The sequence below is a fragment of the Litorimonas sp. WD9-15 genome, from assembly GCF_050271975.1.
GTDB lineage: Bacteria > Pseudomonadota > Alphaproteobacteria > Caulobacterales > Maricaulaceae > Litorimonas.
Map to the genome: position 1 here is coordinate 203,558 of NZ_CP189850.1, position 18,587 is coordinate 222,144.

17 protein-coding genes are annotated in these 18,587 nt (G+C 55.0%); 7 read left to right on the forward strand and 10 right to left on the reverse strand.

The annotated features are described in order from the left end of the window. From ACP9M6_RS01040 to ACP9M6_RS01050, 3 genes are all read right to left on the reverse strand, one after another. Complete coding sequence (locus ACP9M6_RS01040) at positions 1-837, reverse strand: TIGR01459 family HAD-type hydrolase (protein ID WP_427452655.1); 837 nt, start codon at positions 835-837, stop codon at positions 1-3. Between the two features lie 171 nt (positions 838-1,008). Continuing rightward, positions 1,009-1,395 (reverse strand): GFA family protein, encoded by a 387-nt coding sequence (locus tag ACP9M6_RS01045; RefSeq protein WP_427452657.1) that lies wholly within the window; start codon positions 1,393-1,395, stop codon positions 1,009-1,011. Further along, complete coding sequence (locus tag ACP9M6_RS01050; protein WP_427452659.1) at positions 1,392-3,788, reverse strand: zinc-dependent metalloprotease; 2,397 nt, start codon at positions 3,786-3,788, stop codon at positions 1,392-1,394. The genes ACP9M6_RS01045 and ACP9M6_RS01050 overlap by 4 nt, the downstream gene beginning before the upstream one ends. Positions 3,789-4,535: 747 nt before the next feature. On the opposite strand from ACP9M6_RS01050, the gene thiE reads away from it, so the two are divergent. Continuing rightward, positions 4,536-5,183, forward strand: a complete 648-nt coding sequence (gene thiE / locus ACP9M6_RS01055) for a thiamine phosphate synthase (protein ID WP_427452661.1) — start codon at positions 4,536-4,538, stop codon at positions 5,181-5,183. Next, a complete protein-coding gene (locus ACP9M6_RS01060) occupies positions 5,153-6,139 on the forward strand; it encodes a tetratricopeptide repeat protein (RefSeq protein ID WP_427452663.1) in 987 nt (328 codons plus the stop codon). The genes thiE and ACP9M6_RS01060 overlap by 31 nt, the downstream gene beginning before the upstream one ends. Here the strand turns inward: ACP9M6_RS01060 and ACP9M6_RS01065 are convergent. Continuing rightward, entirely contained in the window at positions 6,136-6,906 is a 771-nt protein-coding gene (locus tag ACP9M6_RS01065) for a hypothetical protein (RefSeq protein ID WP_427452665.1), read from the reverse strand. The two genes, ACP9M6_RS01060 and ACP9M6_RS01065, sit on opposite strands and share 4 nt — an antisense overlap. Positions 6,907-6,935: 29 nt before the next feature. Between ACP9M6_RS01065 and ACP9M6_RS01070 the strand changes: the two genes are divergently transcribed. Then, positions 6,936-7,649 carry a hypothetical protein gene (locus tag ACP9M6_RS01070; RefSeq protein ID WP_427452667.1) on the forward strand — a complete coding sequence of 238 codons (714 nt, stop codon included), beginning with the start codon at positions 6,936-6,938 and terminating at the stop codon, positions 7,647-7,649. Here ACP9M6_RS01070 and ACP9M6_RS01075 read toward each other — a convergent pair whose 3' ends face one another. The 3 genes from ACP9M6_RS01075 to ACP9M6_RS01085 all read right to left on the reverse strand — a co-directional run bounded on the left by ACP9M6_RS01075 (position 7,650) and on the right by ACP9M6_RS01085 (position 11,127). Continuing rightward, entirely contained in the window at positions 7,650-9,041 is a 1,392-nt protein-coding gene (locus ACP9M6_RS01075) for an NAD(P)/FAD-dependent oxidoreductase (protein ID WP_427452669.1), read from the reverse strand. A gap of 34 nt (positions 9,042-9,075) precedes the next feature. Beyond that, positions 9,076-10,047 (reverse strand): formylglycine-generating enzyme family protein, encoded by a 972-nt coding sequence (locus ACP9M6_RS01080; RefSeq protein ID WP_427452671.1) that lies wholly within the window; start codon positions 10,045-10,047, stop codon positions 9,076-9,078. Between the two features lie 234 nt (positions 10,048-10,281). Continuing rightward, positions 10,282-11,127 (reverse strand): class II aldolase/adducin family protein, encoded by an 846-nt coding sequence (locus tag ACP9M6_RS01085; protein WP_427452673.1) that lies wholly within the window; start codon positions 11,125-11,127, stop codon positions 10,282-10,284. A gap of 73 nt (positions 11,128-11,200) precedes the next feature. Between ACP9M6_RS01085 and ACP9M6_RS01090 the strand changes: the two genes are divergently transcribed. Beyond that, positions 11,201-12,103, forward strand: coding sequence for an aldose epimerase family protein (locus tag ACP9M6_RS01090; RefSeq protein ID WP_427452675.1), 903 nt, complete (start codon positions 11,201-11,203; stop codon positions 12,101-12,103). A 140-nt stretch (positions 12,104-12,243) separates the two neighbouring features. On the opposite strand, the gene ald is transcribed toward ACP9M6_RS01090, so the two are convergent. Next, the gene (gene ald, locus ACP9M6_RS01095; RefSeq protein WP_427452677.1) at positions 12,244-13,356 is read right to left on the reverse strand and encodes an alanine dehydrogenase; all 1,113 of its coding nucleotides are present in this window, start codon (positions 13,354-13,356) and stop codon (positions 12,244-12,246) included. A 128-nt stretch (positions 13,357-13,484) separates the two neighbouring features. On the opposite strand from ald, the gene ACP9M6_RS01100 reads away from it, so the two are divergent. The 3 genes from ACP9M6_RS01100 (at position 13,485) to ACP9M6_RS01110 (ending at position 15,230) form a co-directional block, all read left to right on the forward strand. After that, positions 13,485-13,949, forward strand: a complete 465-nt coding sequence (locus ACP9M6_RS01100) for an Lrp/AsnC family transcriptional regulator (RefSeq protein ID WP_427452679.1) — start codon at positions 13,485-13,487, stop codon at positions 13,947-13,949. A 47-nt stretch (positions 13,950-13,996) separates the two neighbouring features. Then, positions 13,997-14,740 carry a helix-turn-helix domain-containing protein gene (locus ACP9M6_RS01105; protein ID WP_427452681.1) on the forward strand — a complete coding sequence of 248 codons (744 nt, stop codon included), beginning with the start codon at positions 13,997-13,999 and terminating at the stop codon, positions 14,738-14,740. Between the two features lie 64 nt (positions 14,741-14,804). Next, on the forward strand, positions 14,805-15,230 hold the full coding sequence (locus ACP9M6_RS01110) for a hypothetical protein (RefSeq protein ID WP_427452683.1): 426 nt from the start codon (positions 14,805-14,807) through the stop codon (positions 15,228-15,230). Between the two features lie 3 nt (positions 15,231-15,233). Here ACP9M6_RS01110 and ACP9M6_RS01115 read toward each other — a convergent pair whose 3' ends face one another. Together ACP9M6_RS01115 and ACP9M6_RS01120 are read right to left on the reverse strand one after the other, a co-directional pair. After that, positions 15,234-16,565: an HlyD family type I secretion periplasmic adaptor subunit gene (locus ACP9M6_RS01115; RefSeq protein ID WP_427452685.1), complete on the reverse strand. Its 1,332-nt coding sequence runs from the start codon at positions 16,563-16,565 to the stop codon at positions 15,234-15,236. Then, positions 16,562-18,511 carry a type I secretion system permease/ATPase gene (locus tag ACP9M6_RS01120; RefSeq protein ID WP_427452687.1) on the reverse strand — a complete coding sequence of 650 codons (1,950 nt, stop codon included), beginning with the start codon at positions 18,509-18,511 and terminating at the stop codon, positions 16,562-16,564. The genes ACP9M6_RS01115 and ACP9M6_RS01120 overlap by 4 nt, the downstream gene beginning before the upstream one ends. Positions 18,512-18,587: the final 76 nt, after the last annotated feature.

The window sequence follows — 18,587 nt, forward strand, 5'->3', positions numbered from 1 at the left end:
TTACCACGATAAATGTGGGGCAACATATCGCGCGGTAATGCCGTGTTGCTCCATCAGCATTTTGAACTTCCGCTCCGTCTCGCCGTAAAGACCATCCTGAATGAACAGGCAGTCATGGCCGTGGGCCTGCGCCCCGACGAGATCGGTGAAGATATTATCGCCAATACAGAGGATGCGTTCCGGCGGCGGGACATGTCCCGTCACTTCGTCCAACCACGCACGACAGAGGCGGTAGATCGGCGCGTGAGGTTTACCCGCATAGACAACAGGGCCGCCCATATCCTCATACATCTTGGCCAGCGCGCCGCCGCACCAGACAATCTTATCGCCGACTTTGACCTTGATGTCGGGATTGGCGCAGACGAGCGGAATGTTTCGCTCCCGGGCTTCGCCCAACAATTCCGTGTAATCATCCGGATGTTCATCATCATCGAACATACCCGTGCAGGAAATAAATTCCGCCGAATCGAGATCGGTGAAGTTAAGTTCCAATCCGGCGTAGAGAGCATCATCCCGCTCCGGTCCGATTTTAAATGCAGGCCCCGGCGCACGGCGGGCCAGCTCATCAATCGTCGCATCGCCGGAGGTCACAATGGCATCGTAGAACTCCCCCGGAACATTGAGTAGCTCAAAACTCGCGGGGATCGTCATGGACGGGCGCGGGGAATTGGTGATGAGGACGACGGGCGCCCGTTCGCGGAACCGCTCGAGCGCTTCACAGGCCGCGATAAACGGCACTTTGCCATTATGGATCACGCCCCAAATATCGCAGAAAATCGCGTCATATTGATCGGCAATTTGCCCGAGGCCGGAAAGGGGGAGGAATGATTTTGTCATGGGTGGGGAGGTAGATTGGACCGAATGCAAATTCAATCTTCATAATACATGTCATCGTCCGACTTGATCGGACGATCTATTCGATAACACTGCGAACGCGCCTGGGTTCAAATTTGCACAATGGATCCTCGGATCAAGTCCGAGGATTACAATTGATGCTATACGGATGAGTTATGTTTCCGCCCTCAACCCCGCAATATTCCCTTCCCAATCGTCGCCATCAAAGGCGATCCGTCGCGCGACCTCCATCGTCCCGGCCTCCACGCATCGCAGGTTCACGCTCCACGCATCGGGATGGCTTCTTGGACGGTAGAGGGGTTTTATGCCGCATATGTTGCAAAATTTATGTTTCGCCGCCCCCGTATTGAATGTGTAGGTCGTGAGCGCGTCATCCCCAAAGAGAAAGCGTAATTTCTCCTGCGGGACGAAGACGTGTTCATAGCCCGTCATGCGGCACATGGAACAATTACAGTCCGTCACATCGACCTTGGCGGGCGCGTCAAATTCAAATTGTACCGCGCCGCAATGACAGCCACCACGATGCGTGATGTCACTCATCTTTCAGAGCCAATCGGGCTGCCGGGTGGGAGGCGTTTGGCGGGCACGACGGGCGCAGAAGCCGTGGCCGGACGGGAGCGGAAGCGCCGGATTTCCGCCGCGACCCAATCATCCGCATCACGACCCGACGCATTCAGTGCCTCTGCATAGGACCTCAGGGCCATATCCACGCGCGATTTGACAGCAGCATTCACATCCGCATCTGCGAGTTCCATCAGGGAATAGGCATAACGCGTCCGAACCGCCTGCGCGATTTCCGCAGTGCGACCGCGTGAGCCAGCGGACATCAGTTGTCGCTGTGTCGTGCGCAGGACTTCTTCCAGTCCCGGGTTTTGGCTGTCCCGCCGATTAAATTCCACCAAACGCGCCGCGCGTTGCGGGTGGAGCAGCGCATCAAAGGTCAGGTTCGCCGCCGTATCCGCCGCCGCAATAACATCAAATGTCGGCGCTGCCGTAGACCGGAAAAGTTCACGATCCGAATCCGCAAAGGAGAAACTGCTGAGTGCAGGTGTTAGATGTTTGAGCGTCTCATCAGAAAGATCGAGTGCCGCCGGATCGAGTGTTTTCAACACCGCCGTCAAGGCCTTGCGTTGTTCTGCGGGCGCGACAATTTCTGCGGCGGGCGTCGTGTCACCATTCACGCCATATCCGAATGTCATCCCGCCAATCGGCTTGGTCGCCGCCGCCGTTTGATATCGGTGATAGAGATAGATCGGCACGATCGCCGCATTCAAATCCGACAGCGGACGGCCCCCGACGAGATTATTCGGCCCGAACTTATCGAGCGCAATCCGCCGCACGGCCATGACCTCATCCAATGTCGCCGCTGCGTCCGCACCATTATCCCAAACACTGCCCTGTGGATGACCCGTGCCCGCACTGCGCCCTTCTGGATCGGCGACATAGGTCAGACCGCTGGCATAGGCGGCTTTGACCAGGGCATCACGTTCATTTTTCGTGTGTTCACCATAAAGCCAGTCCGTCGTAAACATATCCCACGGTCCGACGCCGACACCGTAAGTGTTGGAGAAGTCCAACTCACCATTCGTCACCCGCACGTCCGGCGCGGGATAGTCCATGACTGTTGATTTATCATCGGAACTGCCCGCGAAATTATGCGCAAAGCCGAGGGCGTGGCCGACCTCATGCGCGGAGAGTTGACGAATACGGGCGAGTGCGAGTTGCACCGGATCATCGGCATCGCCGGAATCGGTCTTGGCCGCCCCCGCAAGCCCTTCGAAAATCATGCGGTCCTGCCGCACGCGCAAACTGCCGAGGTTCACATGACCTTTTAACATTTCACCCGTGCGCGGATCCGAAACGCCGCCGCCATAGGACCAGCCGCGCGTTTGGCGATGCACCCATTGGACGGTGTTATAGCGAATATCTAACGGGTGCGCGTCTTCGGGGAGTATCTCGACCTTATAGCCACCGGGAAAACCAGCTGCGGTAAAGGCCTCTTCCCACCAGCGCGCACCCTCGACGAGGGCCGAGCGAATGGGTTCGGGCGCACCGCCATCAATATAGAAAATGATCGGATCGATGACATTGCCTTCCGCGTCTTTTTCCAAACGATAACGTCGTGCAAAACGCGTCTCGATCTGCGCGGAAAGCGGGGCGGAATAATTATAATGGACTTCCTCAATCGACCCTGCGCGGGGGTCGGCTTTCAGGGACTCAAATCCTGCCTCGGGTAGGCGGACGAAACTGTGATGCTGGATAAGGGTAACATCTTTTCCATTGGCGGCCGTCGTCGCGACTTCGCGGCCTGCATCGGCGGAAGACAGTGTAAAGAAAACGTCGATTTCGACATTATCAGGGAAAGCGAATGTGTTTTTCATATCCACAAAGGTCCGGTCCTTCGCGACGGAAAAACTCCCCTGCTCAGCATCTTTCAAATATTGTACAAGATTGAGACTGTCCGCCGTCAGAAAATCCGTCATATCGACCAACGGGCCTTTGCGCATGTCACTCGTGATCGGCAGCGCCGCAAGGAAAGACCGCGCAAAACTCTCGCGCACAGCCCGAGCCTCCAGCGGATTATCCGGCGCGGCCCGGTAGCGGAGATTTTCTCCCTCCACGATCATTTTATCGCCCATACGGCGAAAGACAATAATTCGCCCACTCTCGCCCCAGCCTCGGTCCAGACCGACGGGGTTGGATCCCAGTCCGGCCGTCAACCGCGCGGAATGGATCATGCGCAGACTAACACCGTCCTTATCCGGTTTTGGCAGGCGGGCCAGCACGCGATTGGTTTTCTTATCAACATGAAGATTGATGAACCCCTCCCGATGTTCCAGCCCGGCCAGAGGTCCCGGTTTCGAGGAAGAATTCGTGCGGGGTTCACATGCAGAGAGAAGGAGAATGAGGGGGAGGAGAAGGAGATAACGCATAATGGGAGGTTTAGGCGGGATTATCGCGGGGTGAAAGAGGTTTTGCGGTGGAAGGGTTGATTTAGAAAATTGGGTCGCAATCATAGGCATAGAGGGCTGCAATCCCGCGATACCCGAAACTTAATCCTCGCTTTTGCAACGATAACATTTCTCGAAATCACATAGCTCTGTCACCCCGCACCAGCCCAAAGGGCGCAGATGCGGGGCCTAATGTTTACAGGGCCTTAGATTAGGTTTGCAGACGACAGGTCCCGCATCTCCGCTGCGCTGCGTGCGGGATGACATTTGGAGAGTGTCGCTGAAAAAGGTGGACAACCCCCGTTTATAAAGAGAATGATCCCCACTTATATAAGCTGTGTCATATTCATTCTCGTTCTTTCGGACACGGGACAGGCGAGGCCTCGCTTGCTGGTACTGAAGGACGGTGGGACTGAGCATCCGGCGGTGAGACGCCGGACTGTGCCGGGTCTTTTATGGCGAGTGCTCCGACACTGTCCGGTCTGGCTTGGTAGGCAAGTCAGGCCCGACAACTGTGACCACGCAGGACCGTTATAACAAAAACCATCGCCGCGTGGCCGATGCCTTTGCGAAACTAACTACTCTTCGGTATCCGGCAGGGGTACCGGCCACGCGGGCTGTCCCGCTTATTTTGAGAGTCTCCTGCTGACCCCAAGATGGGCAGTCGCAAAATCCGCTTGCCCGCACTCCCCTATTCCCATTTCCACTCAATCCCTCTACACGCCGCCCATGACCGAACCCTGCCAAATCTATCTGCTCACCCCGCCCTCCATCGACGATGTCCCGGCCTTCTGCGAGACACTCAAGACAACCCTCGCGGCGGCACCTGTCGCCTGTGTTCAGATCCGATTGAAAGACATCGCGCGTTCAGCCCTCATTCAAGCCGGAACGGCTATCACAGACATCTGTCATGCGGCGGGAGTCGAGGTTATTCTCAACGATCATCCCGACCTCGTGGCGGAAATCGGCGCTGACGGCGCCCATATCGGGCAGGATGATATGGACTATTATTCATCCCGAGAGGTGCTTGGCGGGGATGCCATTGTCGGCGTGACCTGTCATAATTCGAAGGAACTGGCCTTTGCCGCCGCGAAAGCCGGAGCAGATTATGTGGCCTTTGGCGCGTTTTTCGAGACGCCGACAAAGCAACCCAAGGCGAAAGCCGAGTTGGAGATTTTAACATGGTGGCACGAAGCCGTCGAAATACCGAGCGTCGCAATAGGCGGGATCACAGTGGACAATGCGAAAGCCGTCATAGCGGCGGGCGCGGATTTTATCGCAGTCTGTTCGGGCGTCTGGTCACATCCGGATGGGCCCGCCGCAGCTGTGTCGCGCTTGTCGCAATTATGTGCGGAGCATACGCGCCCGCCGCATTAGCGACGCCAACCCTGTCCAATCCGGCGGAAGTCGAGACGAATTTCCAAGTCGCACTGGACGCCTATAACGCCGGAAAGTTCTCAGAGGCTCTCGCCCTCTCGGAGACCGCCGCCAATCTTGGCAGTGCGGATGCCGCCGTCATGGCGGGATATATTCTGCGTTACGGTCAAGCCGGACGTACCGATATGGCGGGCGCCCGCGAGTGGTATGAAAAGGCCGCGTTTAAAGGTCATCCCGACGCCTATGTCGCCCTGGGTGAGATGGGGATTCGCGAACAGGCGGGATTGACGAAAGCGGACGCAGTGTCCTGGTTGACCCGTGCTTCGGATGCAGGCCGCACGGATGCAATGCGGGCGCTGTCTGACCTCTACCGAACGGGTCAGGGGATTGATGCGAACACCGCAGAATCCAAACGCCTGTTAGAGCAAGCCTCGCAGAGTTTCGATGCAGATGCGACGAAACGTTTGGGCGATAGCGTGTTTGAGAGCGATCCGCAGGCGGCGCTAAAACATTATGAGGCTGCGGCAAAGGATGGTCATATCGAAGCTGCCTATATTGCCGGTGTCATGTATGCCGAAAACTTTGACATTCGTCCAAATTCAGACCGATCTGCCGCGCTGCTGCGACAAGCGGCAAAGGGTGGGCATCCGGCGGCGATGGCCGATTACGGGCTGCTCGTCTATCAGGGTTACGGCGCGGCAAAGTCCATTGATGAGGCCGCCCAGTGGTTCCGCAAATCGGCTGAGGCGGGTGATGCGGAGGGACAATTTCTCTATGCGTTCACGCTCGCAAAAGGTGAAGGCGTTCCGGCCTCCATGGAAGACGCCTATTACTGGGTGCTGAAATCGGGTGAAACGGGCGTGGATGAGTATGACGCGGATAAGCGGACATTGCGCGAAGGATTGGAAGGCAAATTAGATCCTGCGACCATCGCGCGGGTGAAGGCAAAGCTTTAAAAGGCGCAGTCTAATTCGGCGTCGGGTTCCGTCGCAATATCGATGCGGAAACGACCCTCACCCGACATCTCGCCATAGGTTTCAATATTGGCTTTAATTCCGTCAAATGCCCTGTCAGTCGGCAATCCATTGGCAGACCAAACATTTAAAATGGGTTGGATCGGAAGCGTTCCTGTGGGGCGGTAATCCTGCCGCACCGACCAGAATTGCCACCAATCCTGATAGCGGATTTTATAATGTTTATAATTTGATCCGGCGATAAATGTATCGTCCAAAACTTCGGCATCGAAATAATCATCGGTCAGAATATCATGGAGTTCCTGTGGGGAGGTGCTGGCCACATCGATAATATAATTTTCGTACCAGTCATCACCATTGCCCTTGGCGGATTCAATCCCCTGCCAATTCACACTGATCTTCGGTCCGGCCCACCAGCGGCCCGCGCCGGAGAAATTGATGTCATAGGAGGAGCAAAAACTCAGCGTGTCAGGGATTTTCGAAACGGGACGGGCTTTGAAATTCGGGTCCGCCAATCCGAAATCCAACCCGCCTTCGCGGTGGGATTGCGAGAGCGAGAACTCAAGTTCATCACCAATAATTTGTCGCGTGTGGGACCCATCAAATTTCTCACTTAACCAAACGGAGGAGGCTCGGTCTCCCAGGTTAAATTTTGTCTTATCGCTATAAATAGCAGACTGCGCAGGCCTTTCTGCGACAGTTTGACATCCGAACAGCACAAGGCCCGTAAACAAGACTAGAAAACGCATAATTGAATCTATGAAGGGACAAGTGATTCATGAAAAGATTAATTTCCACTCTCATCGTTTTTCTAATGTCGGCCAGTATTGCGCAGGCACAAAATACGAGCGGAACGCATAGTCCAGTTGTCAAACCCGATGACAAATCCGCGCAATATCGTATTGCTATTGATACCGATAATGACACCTTCGCCCAGCGTTTACATTTCCAGCAATCCATCAATGATCAACTCCGCTGGCGGGCGATTGTACAGACGCGGGAAACATCAGATTCGGATGTAGACATTGATTATCTACGGGCGGAATTGCTGTGGCAGCTGACGCAGGATGACAGTCAGGATTATCAGACGGGCCTGCGCTTCGATTTCCGCGTCAGGCAAGGCGAGGACCGTCCGGCGCTCTTCGCTGTCAATTGGACGAATTCATGGAAAATCGGGAATGGCTGGGATATCCGCGCTATCGCAATTGGCGGTCTGGAAATGGGCGATGGGCGCGATGACGGCATATTGCTGGAAACACGCGCGCGTCTGAATAAAAAACTAGACGGGAATACCAGCCTTGGTCTGGAAATGTTCAATGATATAGGCACAACATCTGACATCCCGGGTTTTGATGATCAAGAGCACCAAATCGGGCCTTATATCTCGCAGAAAGTTACGCCCTCGACGACGCTACGTCTTGGAACGCTTTTCGGAGTAACGGAGAGTTCCAGCGATATGGACTTGCGGATTTTCGTCAATCAGAGCTTCTGATCAGCCCGACATAAAGCTCTGTAATTTGGCCATAGCGCCCATACCATTATTGCGGAGTTTTTGCAGGATCGCGACCTTCTCCGTATCGGTCTCCTTCACATCGCTGACCATCTTCGAGAACCCGTCCAAACGGGACTCGCGCATCCAGTGGCGTAATTTCTTATTCTGCCCCCAAAGGACCTGATTCATCATATTGGCTGCGGTCATGCGGATGAAGGTGTCGAGGTCGTCGGGGAGCGGCACGACGCCCATCAGCCCGTTCTTATCCGTCTCTAATTCAATATTACACTCGATCCAGGCCGCCATCGCAGCGGAGAAAACAGGTTGGTAAGCGCGCACCGTTTGCGGCGTAATCACATCGCCGTTGAAGATCGGCTTGATGACATTGTCCTTGATCGCACTGGCGGAGCAATCGACAATGACGTGACCAAGCCTCGGTTCCGTCCGGCCATTGACGAAAGTGATGTGGTCAGAGGTAATAGACGCGACACGGCCCTTACGGACGATGTCCTTAATTTTGCGAAGCTCGAACATTTCTGGCTCACTGATCGTCGCGCCGTGGAACATGGTCGGGCGGATATTCGGATCAATGCGCAGGAAATAGCCGCAGGCCTCAAGACGGTCATACATGTCAGATTTGGATGTCGCGGAGGCTATCGCCTCCATCATATTCGCCTGATTGCCGATGGTCTTTTCAAAGAACTCTGGGTCGGGCTGCGTGTTCTCGCGATTGATGAGCCAAGCATCACGGGACTTCACCCAGCGGATTTTCGCGGGCGGGACATTGTTTTCGAGCAGCCAGAGTAGCGCATCAATCCCCGTCTTACCGCCGCCAATCACGGTATAGCCTGAGGGCGCGGTCGTGATTTTCGGCAGGTCATTCAGCGGTATGAATGTGACGTCTGCGTCCACCATGAAATTCGGTTTATGCGTGGACGGAACGGATGTATTAAGATGCGTGCAATCGACGAGCTTTTTATACTCAACCCCATAATCCTGATCGCTCAGTTTGTGGCTGAATTTGCCCTCGCCCTGATAATCGCACATTGGGAAAAAGCGCACCCGTCCACTCGTCAAGAAACGCTGCCGCATAACGTCTTCAAAATAGGCGAGGATTTCCGCGCCCGTCGCGAGGTCTCCGAGGCCCTTATTCAACCCGATCTCATCCCGACGACCTTGTGAAAGCTCACGCGAGTTCACGCCATAAAAGGCACTCGGTTGATGAAGGGTGACAAAAGGATAAGCGGAGTTCCAATGTCCACCCGGCTTGGCGAAACGGTCCACCATGATGATATCAGCCTGCGGATTTTCATCCAGCAAGGTATCGACAAAGGCCATGCCCATGGCCCCGCTGCCGATAACGAGATAATCTGTCGAGAGCTGTTCTGTCATACGCAGACCCTAATGGCCTGCGCGGTCAACGCAACTAGTTCAGTGTTCTGGCAATCCGAAAACCGTAATCATCATAACGGTAATCCGTGACATAACGAACACGCGCTGCCGCCCGCATTTGATAACCATGCGTGACCCAGGACCCGCCCTTCATGACGCGGAATTTACAATCCCCGTCTGTGCGTGGGGCACCTGTACCGGTTGCGCCTTGATGGTTCGGATTCCAGCAATCCTGTACCCACTCATAGACGTTGCCATAGATGTCGTGAACGCCAAACGGGTTGGCATTGTAATTTCCGACGGGTTGCGTCTTGCGGTGATAGGGTCCGGTCTCAGCAGAAGTATAGGGCGCCTTGCCGTCAAAATTCGCGACCTTGGCATTGATGCCGCGGCCGTCACGGCCAAACGGCGTATTCTGGCCAGCACGCGCAACATATTCCCATTCCGCTTCAGAGAGGAGGCGGTAATTCTGACCGGTCTTACGATTAAGCCATTTCAGGTAGCTCTGCGCATCGTTGAAGCTGATATTGATAACGGGCCGTTTGCCCTTGCCCCAGCCGCCGTCTTTAGGCCGATATCCGTTGCATCCACCATCGGCGACACATTTGCCCCAATCATCAAATGTGATTTCATATTTTCCGACTTCGAAGGCGTAATCGATAAAGGTTGTCTTCAGCGGATTTTCGAAACGTGCGCGTTTAAACTCAGAACTTGGCGATCCCAATTGTCCTTGGCCGGGTGCGATCACGACCATTTCCATTCCCATGGGCGAACTGGCCGCAGGAAGTGGTGCAGCGGGTTGAACGACGGGGACGCTGGCGCGAGCAGCTTCCTCTGCCGCACGTCTGGCTTCTTCAGCCCGGCGTTCTTCCTCTGCACGTTCTTTCAAACGCTGCTTCGGGTAGCTATCGACGACTTCAGGTGTTGTCTGCGCGCAGGCCGTGATGGGCAGGCTGGCGCCCGTCATCAAAAGTCCAAGGACACAGATAGATTTTGTTAAACGCACGTTATTTCCTCCCACGGGCGACCCCCAAGCCGCATTAGCGCAATCGCTACGAGTCTTCGATGTTAGACGCCCTTCGTGATGAAAGAGGTGTTAATATCGAAAGTCTTCTCAAAGCTTACAGAAGAGAGCTTAAAAGAATCTAACGTAACGGATGTATAAGCACGGGCATTTTCAGGCCAAGGGCGAAACCTGTCAACCGCGCCAGCGCAGAGCATGACGCGTTTTTAATGCAAATTAGTGATTGTGTCCGGGATTGGTCCGCGCCAATTTCCGCATCAGGCCCGGCCAGACAAGATTATCGCCCATGCCCGGCACAAAAGCGGCTGCGCCCTGTTGATAGACGCGGTCGCCCATCTCCTGCGGCTCTTCGATGAGCAGGTCTTCATGCCCGACGCTCTGCGCAAAAATCTGCGCTTTGCAGGCATTCTCGAGGAAATACATGCGCAGGAAGGCCGTTCCGCAGGTCGGCCCGAGTGTCAGCGTTCCGTGATTACGCAGCATGAGGAGCGATTTCGCGCCAAGATTTTCGACGATCCGCTCCCGCTCATCCAGTTCCAGCGCGATGCCTTCATAATCATGATAGGCGAGGTCGTTATAAACCTGCATGGACATTTGCGTGTAACGGCGCAGGCCCTTTTTCTGCGCACTGACCGCCATCCCGTAGGGCGTATGGACGTGAATAACGCAACCCGCATCGGCGCGGGCATTGTGAACGGCAGAGTGAATCGTGAAACCCGCAGGATTGATAAAATACGGCGTCTCTTGGCAGACCTTGCCCTCGCCATTGATTTTGACCAGCGCTGAGGCCGTCATTTCGTCAAACATGACACCATAAGGGTTAATCAGGAAACGGTGTTCCCCGTCCTCATCCGGCAGACGCGCGGAGATATGCGTAAAAACGAGATCGGTCCAACCATGCATCGCGCAGAGACGGTAGGTCGCCGCAAGATCACACCGCATCCGCCATTCCGTCTCTGAGACTTTACCTTCCAACCGTTCGATTTCAGTCGGGTCAGGAATGTTGAAACCGCTCATCCCGCTAATGGCGGCTGAGGCTTTATTCTCTGTTTGGGCATTCATCTGGATTCTCCCGCAAAATAATTTTTTACTACTGATAGCTTGCGGAGAGAATTTCGCAAGCTATGGCAAGGCCATGATTTCTGCATGGACATTTGGAACGCTGCCGGAGGGGCGCGTTGTCACAGCCTATCAGCTGACATCCGAAAGTGGTTTTCGGGCGGTTGTCTTAGATTATGGCGTGACACTACAGGCACTCTATCTGCCGGATGGGAGGAATGTGACGCTGGGTCATGACTCGCTGGACGCCTATCTTGACGGAGCTGGATATCGAGGTGCCATCATAGGCCCGAATGCCAATCGTATCGTCGGCGCGAGTTTTGAGATTGACGGCCAACACGTTGAAGTTTCCACAAATGACGGCGAGAATAATCTTCATAGCGGTGACACGGGTTTTCACACGCAGATTTGGAACGCGCGGATTGAGGAGGACGTCCTGATATTCTCGCATACGGCTCAGGCGGGGACAGGCGGATTTCCCGGCCATCTATCCGTGACTTTGCGGATCTCATTCCGCAACGATACTCTCAGGCTGGAAATGCGCGCGGAAACCAATGCGCCAACGCCCGTCAATCTGACGTGGCATCCCTATTGGAATTTGAACGGCAGGGGGCGGATTGATGGACATGATTTGAGCGTATCAGCAGACAATCGCAGTATCTTAGAAACAGCACAAACCGTCCCCGTTAAAGAGACGCGCTTCGATTTCCGCAAAGCCCTGCCCCTCGGGCATGTCCGACTGGACGATAATTTTAAGGATGTGAAAGAGGCAAGATTGAAGGGTCATTCAACCGAATTGAAAGTCACATCCTCCCTCCCGGATATGCAAGTTTATACTGGCGATGCCCTGTCCGTTCCACGCAGTGGCGTGGCCTTGGAACCGCAATTTCAGCCCAATGATATCAATCTGGATCAGCGGAGCCTGTTAAGACCGGGCGAGATCTATGACCATTGGATTGCGTATAGGTTCGATATTTGATCAGCCGTCACACCGACGCAGCAAAGCCGCCCGGTGCCCATGCCGTGTTGATCGCGTAACTCTATAAACTGGGACGTGTTGCAAATTCTACGACATGGGCACCGGGCGACCTTTCAGGTCGCGACGGTGTGACATATTAATTAAATGCAGCTCGCCGCCTCAACCCACTCCAAACCCTGCGCTTCGCCCACGGCCGCATAAGTCAATTTACCTTCGCAAACATTCAACCCGTTCAGCAAATGCGGGTCCTCGCGCATGGCGTCTTTCCAGCCCACACGCGCAATGCGTTTCGCATGGTGAAGCGTTGCCGCGTTCAGCGCATAGGTCGACGTACGCGCCACGGCGCCCGGCATGTTGGCCACGCAATAATGCACAATACCGTCCACGATATAAGTCGGGTCGGCATGGGTTGTGGCTTTAGACGTCTCAAAGCACCCGCCCTGATCAATCGCAACATCGACGAGGACAGCGCCCTCTTTCATGATTTTCAGCATGTCGCGCGTGACGACTTTCGGCGCAGCCGCCCCGGGAATCAGGACCGCGCCAATGACGAGATCCGCTTCTCGCAAGAGTTTTTCGAGAACGGCAGGCGTGGACCGTTCCACATTGGCGCGCACGCCGAATTCATAGGAGAGCTTCTCCATGACCTCATTGGAGCGTTCCAGAATCGTGACATCTGCCTGCATCCCGACAGCCATAAGCGCGGCGTTATAGCCGACATCGCCGCCGCCAATCACGACGACTTTGCCGGAATTCACACCCGGCACACCACCGAGCAGGACGCCGCGTCCGCCATGTTCTTTCTGCAAAGCAACAGCGCCCGCTTGGATCGAGAGACGGCCCGCGACTTGGCTCATTGGCTTGAGGAGCGGAAGCCCGCCTTTTGGAGACGTCACCGTTTCATAAGCAATACAAACCGCGCCACTTTTGATGAGGTCTTCCGTCTGCGGCACGTCGGGTGCGAGATGAAGATAGGTATAGAGAATTTGCCCGGGGCGGAGCATGGCCCGCTCAACCGCTTGCGGTTCTTTGACCTTCACAATCATATCGCAACCTGCGAAAATCGTCGCGGCGTCCGCTTTAATTTCGGCACCCGCGTCTTTGTAATCCTCGTCCGTTGAGCCGATCCCTAACCCCGCGCCGGATTGCACCCATAGCTCCTGCCCATCCGCGACAAGTTCGGCGACGGATTCAGGCGTCAGGCCGACACGGAATTCTTGGGATTTGATTTCTGTTGGGACACCAATGCGCATGGGACACTCCAAAGCGGTTATTTTTTACGCTCAATAAACGAAATGAATTGGTGAGAATTCCGTATCAGACTTGGTATTTAAAGAATTTTCAGGATATATTCTCAACTCAGACTGCAAATTTCGGAAAAATGATGACTATTTCAGATATAGATCGAAAGATACTTCACGAACTTCAAACCAATTGCCGACAGACCTCCGCCACGATCGGCGAGAAGGTTGGGCTCTCCACATCTGCGTGCCACCGTCGCATCGGGCTCCTCGAAGACCGGGGTCTGATTGAACGTTATGCCGCGCGGCTGGACGGAGAGAAACTCGGCTTTGCGATGACATTTTATGTCGAGGTCACATTGGAAGGGCAAAGCGAAGCCATTCTCTCAGCCTTTGAGAAGGCGGCCATGTCCCGTCCTGAAGTCCTTGAATGCCATCTCATGACGGGACAGGCGGATTATCTCATCAAGGTCGCCGCGCCCGATACGCGCGATTATGAGCGGATTTACAAACGCGCCATCGCCGCCCTGCCCCATGTCAGTCGCATCCAATCCAGTCTCGTCATGAAAACGGTGAAACGCTGGACGGGTTATCCGGCTCTATGACCTCAGAGGTCATCGCCAGAGTGACCTGTCTCTGATAGGCCACCCCCATGAGTTTCGGTATACTGCTTCGCGACTGGCGCACACGGCGGCGTCATTCCCAAATGTCTCTGGCCTTGGAGGCGGAGATTTCGACGCGGCATCTCTGCTGTCTGGAAACGGGCAAATCAAAGCCCAGCCGTGAGATGATTGCCCGCCTGTCCGATACACTAAACATACCGCGCTCGCATCGGAATGAATTGCTGTCAGCCGCAGGGTTTGCCAGCGCCTATTCTGAGCGGGAATGGGACTCGGAAGATCTGTCGGTCATTCGGGACGCCGTCACGCTCATGCTGGACAATCATGACCCGTTTCCGGCTTTTGCTTTGGACCGTCATTGGACACTCTTGCAGTTAAATAAGAGCGCGCATCACTTGGTCGGCGCTCTAAGTTTGAGTGTCGGCAGCTCCATGTTGGACGCGATTTCGACTGACGGACCCGTCGCGCAAGCAATTGAAAATCTGGAAGAGGTGCAAGCGCATATGCGGACGCGCTTACAGGCTGAATCCGCGAAATATGGCGGGGATGCCATTTTGGACGCCGCCCGCGCAAAACTCGGTCCAGTCGCTCAGTCGCCTTCTGTACAACCCGCTATGGTGCCGGTTATTTTCAAGCTGGGCGACCTCCGCCTTTCGCTTTTTACCGTTCTCGCAAGTTTCTCTTCCGTCGAGGATATCGCCCTCGCGGATATGAAAGTGGAACTCATGTTCCCCGCAGATGAGTCCACAAAAGCCATTTTAAACGCGGGAGCATGACCTGCGGGGTCATTGTTTCAATGAATTTGAAGACCTAAGCTAAAGATAAATCAGGGAGACCGACATGTCAGAGATCAATATTTTTCCGCTCAAACTCTTCGCGTGGGTTGTGATTCTATTCGGAGCCGTACTTTGTTTAGCAGGATTTACCCTCACACTTGCGCCTGTCGATCTCCTTTATAAAGTCTTCCACCCGGGCGAAGGTCACGCGGTTTGGGGTGACCATTTGCGGTTCTCGACCGGCTTGATGGGGGCGGTCACTTTAGGCTGGGGGCTTACGTTACTCGCGCTGGCCAAACATACGGCGATCATGAATGCGGCATCTGTCAAAGCGCTCTGGGGGAGTGTGACCACCGGTATGATTATCTGGCTGGTCATCGACAGTGTCATCAGCATCGCCAACGGGTTTTGGGTCAACGCGCTCAGCAACGCCGTGATTGCCGCAATCTATTTCTGGGCCATCGGGAAAAGCGGCGTTAGGAAAGTCTAACGCCTATTCCTCGCGTCCGGCCCGCGTCATCGCATCCGTGGCGGGTTTGAGCAGATAATCGAAAACCGAGCGGGACTCGGTCTGCATAAAACTCTCCGCCGGCATGCCGGGTATGAGGGTCAGACTGCTATCGAGCCGCGCGAGTTCCTCTTCGGGCACAATCACTTCTACCTCGAAAAATGGAAATCCCGTTGCGGGATCCAGCAGACGGTCCGGCGAGACTTTCGTGACCGTGCCATAAAGCTCCGGCGTTTTGCGCGCGTTGAAGGCCGAGAAAAGCACGCGGGTGGGCTGACCCACATAAACCTGGTCAATGTCCTGCGGCAGGACTTGGGCGAGGACGATTAGTTTTCCGTCGAGTGGAATAATCTGCATCAATTCCTGCCCGGGGGCGACAACACCGCCAACCGTCGTCACGGCCAAATTGTGAACCCGACCTGCCACAGGAGAAGTAATATCAATCCGGTCCGATTGTGCCGACGCGGCAATGAGTTGTTCGCGGTAGCCTGAGGCTTCCAGTTCGGCATCCCGCAATTCGGTCAGGATTTCTGATTGGCGGTCCCGCTTGAGTTGACGGATTTGCTCGCGCGTTTCCATAATCGAGTTTTTCAGGCGGCTGATTTCGGCCTGATGGCTTTGAATGTCACCCTCAAGGCGAAATTCCTCACGCTCCAATACCAGCACGGCGGGCTTTCCGAGAAATCCCTTTTCCATGATTTCGCGTTTCGCGACGAGTTCTTCGCGAATTTTTATCGCCTGGTTTTCCTTGGACCGCGTTAGACTTTCCAAGCCGATGATTTGATCCTCAGATTGAGCAATCCGCTGACGCAATTGAGTCGCTTGCCCTAACGCAGCGGCGCGACGGGCCTCAAACAGACGTTCTTGCCCTTTCATCGCACGACCCACACGGGGTTGGTCTTGGGCCTCAAGCAATTGCACGGGCCAAGTAATCGTCGGCAGGTCATCGCGTTCCGTTTGCAATCGTGTCACGCGGGCCAGTGTTTCGTTCAACTGCACATCGGCGATCTCGCGATTAACGTCGAGCATAGTTGGATCGAGCCGGACGAGCACATCGCCCGCTTGGACAGTTTGCCCGTTTTCAACGAAAATCTCGCCGACAATACCGCCGTCCAGATGTTGTATCGTTTTGGGCTTGCCCTGCACTTCGACAATACCCGTTGCGAGGACAGCGCCGTTGATTTTGGCAATTAAGGACCACCCGAATACGCCGATGAGCAGTGCGGCAATCGTGCCAAATCCCCAGAGGAGATAGGAGCGATAAGGATCTTTTTCAGTCTCAGATTCAGGGGCCATATTTGTGGGGATCATATTCATTCTGCAGCATCCCCGATATCGGATTTCGTCTTAGACGATGTCTTTTTTGAACTCGGCTTTTTCGGCGTTGGATTATTGGTCAGCATAAAGCCGCGGGGCCCGCCCGCCGCGACACCCAAAGGCGGGCGACCCGGCCCTTTTTTGGTTGGCGTGTTTGGCGGTGCTTTTGGGGGCGTAGAGTTTTCTGCAGATGTGGGCGTAGCTGTAGGAGTCGCTTCGCCGCGTTCCTGCGCCCGCTTCTCACGCAGGGCTTTCAACACCTCATCCTTAGGACCAAACGCTTCCTGCTGTCCGTCTTTTAGCGACAAGATCAGATCGACCGCCGCAATGGCGGACGGGCGATGCGCCATCACGATGACGGTCTTCAACCGCTTCCGCGCAATTGAAATCGCGCGTGTGAGAGCAGCGTCCCCTTCAGCATCCAGATTGGCATTGGGTTCATCCATGACGATGAGAACGGGATCGCCATAGAGCGCCCGTGCCAGAGCAATGCGCTGCATCTGCCCACCCGACAGGACCGTCGCGCCCAGGCCAACGCGGGTATCATAGCCGTCATCCAGACGCAGGATGAGATCATGCACGCCCGCCCATTTCGCGGCTTCCACCACGGCCTCATCAGAGGCTTGCGGATCGAAACGCGCAATGTTTTCAGCAATCGTTCCGTCGAAAAGGTCGACCGCTTGCGGCAGATAGCCGATATATTTTCCGATGGTCTCTCGGTCCCACTGATCAAATGTCGCGCCGTCGAGACGAATGGACCCACGCTGTGGCCGCCAAATCCCCGTCATGAGTTTCGCCAATGTCGACTTACCGGACGCAGACGGCCCGATAATGCCGAGGCCCTGGCCGGGCTTCACCGCAAAATTCAGCCCTGCAAGAATGGCTTTTGTCCCGCCGGGAGGGGCAGCTGTCACGCCCTCAATCGTCAGAACACCTTCCGGTGCGGGCAATTGTGTGGGCTCTTGGAATTCCGGGTTTTCGAGATAAAATTCGTTGAGGCGCGTATAGGCGTCGCGTGCGGATCCAAAGCTGCGCCATTGTCCAATGATTTGCTGAATAGGCGCGAGGGCGCGGCCCAGAATGATGGAGCCCGCAATCATCGCACCGGGCGTGATAATGCCTTTCACAGCCAGCGCCCCACCTGCACCCAACATGGCGGATTGCAGGAACATGCGGAAGGATTTCGTAAAGGCCGTCGCACCGCCCTGACGGTCAGAGGCATCGCGTCCGTCCTGTCCGCCCTGCGCATTATATTCTTTCCAGCGGCGATGGATATTTGGCGTCATGCCCATGGCTTCAAGGGTTTCGGCATTGCGCTGCGCCTGTATCGCGAAAGCCTGTTCCACGCGACGCATTTTCAGGCTCTCAACGAGCGGTTTGCGCATCCGGCGATTATTGATCAGCGCGGCTGTGAACATAATCACGGAGCCGACAACCGCCAAAACACCCAACGTCCAATGGAGCATAAAAATCACGATGATGAAGAGCGGGGCCCACGGAATATCCATAAAGGTCGCCGGGCCGTTGCCGGATAGAAATTGCTTCATCGTGGACACATCATTGAGCGGCATGGATTGTGCCGACTTCCCGCCCTTGGCAGAGCCCCGCAGCCACGCTGCAAATGTACGGTCCGTCATCAGGTTTTCAAATTTTTGAGACACCCGCACAAGCACGCGCGAGCGGAGGAAATCGAATATGCCCATGAAAATATAGAGAACGATCATAATCACCGAGATCGCGACCAATGTTGGAATAGAGTTGGATTGCAAAACCCGGTCATAGACCTGCAACATGTAGATCGGCCCGGTCAGCATCAGAAGGTTGACAAAAATCGAGAATAACAAAACACCCGTAAAGGCATCCCGCGCGGAATTCAGGGCCTCACCGACAGGTGAACGCAAGCCCGTTCTATCCGCATCGGGTAATGTCTCTTTTTTCTTGGCCATGATCCCACTTTTATCGTTCTTTCGCGCGAAACACAGTATGTATCGCGCCGTCCCCAACGGCAGTCTTGGTAGATTT

Coding starts and splice junctions, on each gene's coding strand:
- ACP9M6_RS01115 (WP_427452685.1), bottom strand. CDS start 16,565: ATGAATATGATCCCCACAAATATGGCCCCTGAATCTGAGACTGAAAAA.
- ACP9M6_RS01065 (WP_427452665.1), bottom strand. CDS start 6,906: ATGCGTTTTCTAGTCTTGTTTACGGGCCTTGTGCTGTTCGGATGTCAA.
- ACP9M6_RS01100 (WP_427452679.1), top strand. CDS start 13,485: ATGATGACTATTTCAGATATAGATCGAAAGATACTTCACGAACTTCAA.
- ACP9M6_RS01105 (WP_427452681.1), top strand. CDS start 13,997: ATGAGTTTCGGTATACTGCTTCGCGACTGGCGCACACGGCGGCGTCAT.
- ald (WP_427452677.1), bottom strand. CDS start 13,356: ATGCGCATTGGTGTCCCAACAGAAATCAAATCCCAAGAATTCCGTGTC.
- ACP9M6_RS01075 (WP_427452669.1), bottom strand. CDS start 9,041: ATGACAGAACAGCTCTCGACAGATTATCTCGTTATCGGCAGCGGGGCC.
- ACP9M6_RS01070 (WP_427452667.1), top strand. CDS start 6,936: ATGAAAAGATTAATTTCCACTCTCATCGTTTTTCTAATGTCGGCCAGT.
- ACP9M6_RS01050 (WP_427452659.1), bottom strand. CDS start 3,788: ATGCGTTATCTCCTTCTCCTCCCCCTCATTCTCCTTCTCTCTGCATGT.
- ACP9M6_RS01045 (WP_427452657.1), bottom strand. CDS start 1,395: ATGAGTGACATCACGCATCGTGGTGGCTGTCATTGCGGCGCGGTACAA.
- ACP9M6_RS01110 (WP_427452683.1), top strand. CDS start 14,805: ATGTCAGAGATCAATATTTTTCCGCTCAAACTCTTCGCGTGGGTTGTG.
- thiE (WP_427452661.1), top strand. CDS start 4,536: ATGACCGAACCCTGCCAAATCTATCTGCTCACCCCGCCCTCCATCGAC.
- ACP9M6_RS01085 (WP_427452673.1), bottom strand. CDS start 11,127: ATGAATGCCCAAACAGAGAATAAAGCCTCAGCCGCCATTAGCGGGATG.
- ACP9M6_RS01120 (WP_427452687.1), bottom strand. CDS start 18,511: ATGGCCAAGAAAAAAGAGACATTACCCGATGCGGATAGAACGGGCTTG.
- ACP9M6_RS01060 (WP_427452663.1), top strand. CDS start 5,153: ATGTGCGGAGCATACGCGCCCGCCGCATTAGCGACGCCAACCCTGTCC.
- ACP9M6_RS01040 (WP_427452655.1), bottom strand. CDS start 837: ATGACAAAATCATTCCTCCCCCTTTCCGGCCTCGGGCAAATTGCCGAT.
- ACP9M6_RS01090 (WP_427452675.1), top strand. CDS start 11,201: ATGATTTCTGCATGGACATTTGGAACGCTGCCGGAGGGGCGCGTTGTC.